Below are 4827 nucleotides of genomic sequence, written 5' to 3'. Positions count from 1 at the left end.
GGCTTGCTCGCGAATGCGGTGTGTCAGTCAACATTGATACTGACTGACCCACCGCATTCGCGAGCAAGCCCGCTCCCACAGTGGTTTTGTGGTGTGTTCAGAGACCCAGCAGCGACAACATGATGAAGGTCGCAAACAGCACAAAGTGGGTCATGCCTTCGATGGCATTGGTTTCGCCATCGTTGAGGTTGATTGCGCTGACGATCAGGGTGAGGAAGACCATCACGGTCTGCACCGGGGTCATCGCCATCTGGAACGGCTGGCCGGTGTAGAGCGCCATCGCTTCCATCACCGGCACCGTCAGGATCACCGTCGACAGCGATGCGCCCATGGCGATGTTGACCACCGACTGCATGCGGTTGGCCAGTGCCGCCCGCAACGCGGTCAGAATCTCCGGCGCCGCCGAGATTGCCGCCACCAGGATCGCCGTGATCACCGGCGGTGCGCCCGTCCCTTCCAGGCCCAGGTCGAGGGTCTTGGACATCACTTCGGCCAATGCGCCGATCACCACCACGCCGAACACCAACGTGCCGATACTCAGCACCAGATTGATGGGCTCAGGTTCTTCCTCCGGGACTTTCTTGCGGCGTTTTTCCGGGTAGCTGTAGCTGAAGAAATAGCTGTGCGGCCCGACCTGCATGCGCAGGAACAGGGCGTAGAGCACGATCATCGCGCCGATGGTGAACGCCGAATAGAGTTTCCAGTTGGCTTCGGGAATGAACTCCGGCACCACCATGGAAACGCCCATGGCGGTGAGAATCATCACGCTGTAGCTACGGGCCGAGTCATCGTTGTAGGACTGTTCGCCATGCTTGAGCCCGCCCATCAACGCAGCGAGGCCGAGAATGCCATTGATGTCGAGCATTACCGCCGAATAAATCGTGTCGCGCACCAGGGTCGGCGAGGCCTCGTTGCTCATCATGATCGCCAGGATCACCACTTCCACCAGCACGGCGGCCAGGGTCAGGATCATCGTGCCGTAGGGGTCGCCGACTTTTTCCGCGAGCAGCTCGGCGTGATGGGCGACGCGCATGGAGGCAACGACGATGAACGCGATCAGCACCAGGCCGGCGGTGAGCGCAATGGGTTGGCCGCTGTGCAGCATCCAGTGTTCCAGCGGATAGGCGACGACGGCGGCGAGCAGGGCCAGCAGCAGAAACTTTTCTTGCTTGAGGAGTGTGAGCATTGCGGGCCTTTTTGCCGTGTGGAGCGAAACCAGTGTGATGAGCTACTGACTGTGGGGCGGCGCTAACGTTTCGTTACACCTTAGCGCACCAGTGGATGGCAGCCGTGTCAGGCCATGCACTTTTATCGGCCTTGCGGGCCTCTTCGCGAGCAAGCCCGCTCCCACATTGGATCGCATTCCCCTGTGGGAGCGGGCTTGCTCGCGAAGGCTTCACCACGGTTTCGGCGATTTTGTTGTCCTGTTGGTCAGTAATTTGCATTGGCCCTGCCAACCTCACAACAACATGGAGTTCGAATTCATGCACAAACGTCCGTTGAAGAAGCTGCTTTGCGCCGTTGCCGCGGCCATCGGTCTGAGCGCAAGCCTGACTGCCAGTGCCGCCGACCCGCTGAAAGTCGGCTTCGTCTACATCGGTCCGATTGGCGACCACGGCTGGACGTATCAGCATGAACAGGGGCGCAAGGCGTTGGCAGAAAAACTCGGCAACCAGATCACCACCAATTACGTGGAAAACGTTGCTGAAGGCGCCGACGCCGAGCGGGTGATCCGCAACATGGCCAAGGACAACTACGACCTGATCTTCACCACGTCCTTCGGCTACATGAACCCGACCCTGAAAGTCGCCAAACAATTTCCCAAGGTGACCTTCGAACACGCCACCGGCTACAAGCAGGACAAGAACCTCGGCACCTACCTGGCGCGCACCTATGAAGGTCGCTACGTCGGCGGTTTTCTCGCGGCGAAGATGACCAGGACCAAGAAGATCGGTTACGTCGCGTCCTTCCCGATCCCGGAAGTGATCCGCGACATCAACGCCATTCAACTGGCCCTGAACAAATACAACCCCGGCACCGAGATCAAGGTGGTGTGGGTCAACTCCTGGTTCGATCCGGGCAAAGAAGCCGATGCCGCCAATGCGTTGATCGATCAGGGTGTGGACGTGGTGTTCCAGCACACCGACAGCCCGGCGCCGATCCAGGCGGCTGAACGTCGTGGCGTGTATGCCGTGGGCTACGCTTCGGACATGGCGCACTTCGGGCCAAAAGCGGTGCTGACGTCCATCGTCAACGACTGGGGCCCGCACTACATTCAGGCGACCCAAAGCGTGCTCGACCACACGTGGAAGTCGCAGGATTACTGGGGTGGTTTGAAGGAAGGTACGGTTGAGTTGCCGATCAGCGATCTGGTGCCAGCACCGGTGAAAGCCGAGGCAGAGCAGATCATTGCTGACATCAAGAGCGGCGCATTCCACCCGTTCACCGGACCGATCAAGGATCAGACAGGCGTCGAGAAGATTGCAGCGGGCGCGACGGCGAGTAATGCGGAGCTGGCATCAATGAACTACTACGTTGAAGGCATGAAGGCCGACATTCCGAAGTAATTCCGGCCACGAACACAAAACCCTGTGGGAGCGGGCTTGCTCGCGAAGGCGGTGTGTCAGCCAACATCAATGTTGAATGCTCTGCCGTCTTCGCGAGCAAGTCGAATCGTCGCACCGCCGCTCCCACATTGGATTTTCAGCGTTCTTAAGGACTGCGCATGAACAAACTCCCGATCATCGACATCAGCCCGCTCTACAGCGATGACCAAAACGCTTGGCCAGCCGTGGCCGCCGAGATCGACCACGCCTGCCGCGAGTGGGGCTTCTTCTACATCAAAGGTCACCCAATCAGCGCCGCGCGCATTAACGCCGTACTCGACAACGCCCAACGTTTCTTCGCCCTGCCCGCCGCCGAAAAACTCAAGATCGACATCACCCAAACCCGTCACCACCGCGGTTATGGCGCCATCGCCACCGAACAACTCGACCCGGGCAAACCCAGCGACCTGAAAGAAACCTTCGACATGGGCCTGCACCTGCCGGCCGATCATCCTGAAGTGTTGGCAGAAAAACCGCTGCGCGGCCCCAACCGCCACCCGTCGATGCCCGGCTGGGAATCGCTGATGGAGCAACATTACGTCGACATGCAGGCCTTGGCCCTAACCCTGTTACGGGCCATGACCATGGCACTGGGCATCGAGCGCGACTTTTTCGACACCCGTTTCGTTGAGCCGGTCAGCGTGCTGCGGATGATTCATTACCCACCGCGCCACACCGCCAGTTCCGAAGAGCAGCAAGGCGCCGGCGCCCACACCGATTACGGTTGCATCACCCTGCTGTATCAAGATGCCGCCGGCGGCCTGCAAGTGCGAAACGTCAAAGGCGAGTGGATCGATGCACCGCCGATCGACGGCACGTTCGTGGTCAACCTCGGCGACATGATGGCGCGCTGGAGCAACGACCGTTACCTGTCGACGCCGCACAGGGTGATCAGCCCGCTGGGCGTGGACCGTTACTCGATGCCGTTCTTCGCCGAGCCGCACCCCGACACGGTCATCGAATGCCTGCCCGGCTGCCAGGATGAACGGCACCCGGCACAGTATCCGGCCACCACCTGCGCCGAATTCCTGCTCTCGCGCTTCGCCGATACCTACGCCTATCGACGGGAACAGGAAGCGCTGTAATGAACCGGCTGGTCAGGTTTTTCTAATTGTTTCCACGGGCATCTGTAGAATGCTCGCCATCTGCACCTGATGAGAAAAGACTATGTACGACTGGCTGAACGCCCTGCCCAAGGCAGAACTGCACCTGCACCTTGAGGGTTCGCTGGAGCCCGAGTTGCTGTTCGCCCTGGCCGAACGCAACAAGATCGCCCTGCCGTGGAGCGATGTCGAAACCCTGCGCAAGGCCTACGCCTTCAACAACCTGCAAGAGTTTCTCGACCTGTATTACCAGGGCGCCGACGTGTTGCGCACCTCTCAGGATTTCTACGACCTGACCTGGGCCTACCTGTTGCGTTGCAAGGCGCAGAACGTGATTCACACTGAACCGTTCTTCGACCCGCAGACCCACACCGACCGTGGCGTGCCGTTCGAAGTGGTGCTCAACGGCATCGCCGCCGCACTAAAAGATGGCGAGCAGCAACTGGGCATCACCAGCGGTTTGATCCTGAGCTTCCTGCGTCACTTGAGCGAAGAAGAAGCCGAGAAAACCCTCGACCAGGCGCTGCCGTTCCGTGATGCGTTTGTCGCTGTCGGTCTGGACAGTTCGGAAATGGGTCACCCGCCGAGCAAGTTCCAGCGCGTGTTTGATCGTGCCCGTCACGAAGGCTTCCTGACCGTTGCCCACGCCGGTGAAGAAGGCCCGCCCGAGTACATCTGGGAAGCCCTCGACTTGCTGAAAATCCAGCGCATCGACCATGGCGTGCGCGCCATTGAAGACGAGCGTTTGATGCAGCGGATCATCGACGAGCAAATCCCGTTGACCGTGTGCCCGTTGTCGAACACCAAACTCTGCGTGTTCGATCACATGTCTCAGCACAACATTCTCGACATGCTGGAACGTGGCGTGAAAGTGACCGTGAACTCGGATGACCCGGCGTACTTCGGCGGTTATGTCACCGAGAACTTCCATGCGCTGTATACCCATTTGGGCATGACCCAGGATCAGGCCAAGCGATTGGCGCAGAACAGCCTGGATGCTCGGCTTGTGAAACCGTAAGTCCGCTCCCACATTGGCTCAGTGTTCAACTGACGATCGTGGCTTCGCTCAATTCCTCCAGTGTCTTGCCCCGGGTCTCCATCCCGAACACCCACACCAC

The 4827-nt window shown here is 59.6% G+C and carries 4 protein-coding genes; 3 read left to right on the top strand and 1 reads right to left on the bottom strand.

What is annotated here, in order from left to right; translation table 11 throughout:
* Window positions 1–97 precede the first annotated feature (97 nt).
* Window positions 98–1186 (bottom strand): calcium:proton antiporter, encoded by a 1089-nt coding sequence (locus tag KGB23_RS29955; RefSeq protein WP_223433688.1) that lies wholly within the window; start codon window positions 1184–1186, stop codon window positions 98–100.
* Between the two features lie 298 nt (window positions 1187–1484).
* On the opposite strand from KGB23_RS29955, the gene KGB23_RS29950 reads away from it, so the two are divergent.
* The 3 genes from KGB23_RS29950 (at window position 1485) to KGB23_RS29940 (ending at window position 4727) form a co-directional block, all read left to right on the top strand.
* A complete protein-coding gene (locus tag KGB23_RS29950) occupies window positions 1485–2567 on the top strand; it encodes a BMP family ABC transporter substrate-binding protein (protein ID WP_223433687.1) in 1083 nt (360 codons plus the stop codon).
* 158 nt (window positions 2568–2725) lie between these two features.
* Window positions 2726–3691, top strand: coding sequence for a 2-oxoglutarate and iron-dependent oxygenase domain-containing protein (locus KGB23_RS29945; protein WP_223433686.1), 966 nt, complete (start codon window positions 2726–2728; stop codon window positions 3689–3691).
* Window positions 3692–3773: 82 nt separating this feature from the next.
* Window positions 3774–4727 carry an adenosine deaminase gene (locus tag KGB23_RS29940; protein ID WP_102615717.1) on the top strand — a complete coding sequence of 318 codons (954 nt, stop codon included), beginning with the start codon at window positions 3774–3776 and terminating at the stop codon, window positions 4725–4727.
* The last annotated feature ends 100 nt before the right edge of the window (window positions 4728–4827 follow it).

Origin of the sequence: Pseudomonas sp. GL-B-26 (assembly GCF_019947405.1) — a bacterium.
Taxonomy (GTDB): Bacteria; Pseudomonadota; Gammaproteobacteria; order Pseudomonadales; family Pseudomonadaceae; genus Aquipseudomonas.
This window is presented reverse-complemented; position numbering and strand designations above follow the sequence as displayed.

Bases quoted from the DNA above. Each gene is read 5' to 3' on its own strand.
- KGB23_RS29955 (WP_223433688.1), bottom strand. From the start codon at position 1,186: ATGCTCACACTCCTCAAGCAAGAAAAGTTTCTGCTGCTGGCCCTGCTC.
- KGB23_RS29950 (WP_223433687.1), top strand. From the start codon at position 1,485: ATGCACAAACGTCCGTTGAAGAAGCTGCTTTGCGCCGTTGCCGCGGCC.
- KGB23_RS29945 (WP_223433686.1), top strand. From the start codon at position 2,726: ATGAACAAACTCCCGATCATCGACATCAGCCCGCTCTACAGCGATGAC.
- KGB23_RS29940 (WP_102615717.1), top strand. From the start codon at position 3,774: ATGTACGACTGGCTGAACGCCCTGCCCAAGGCAGAACTGCACCTGCAC.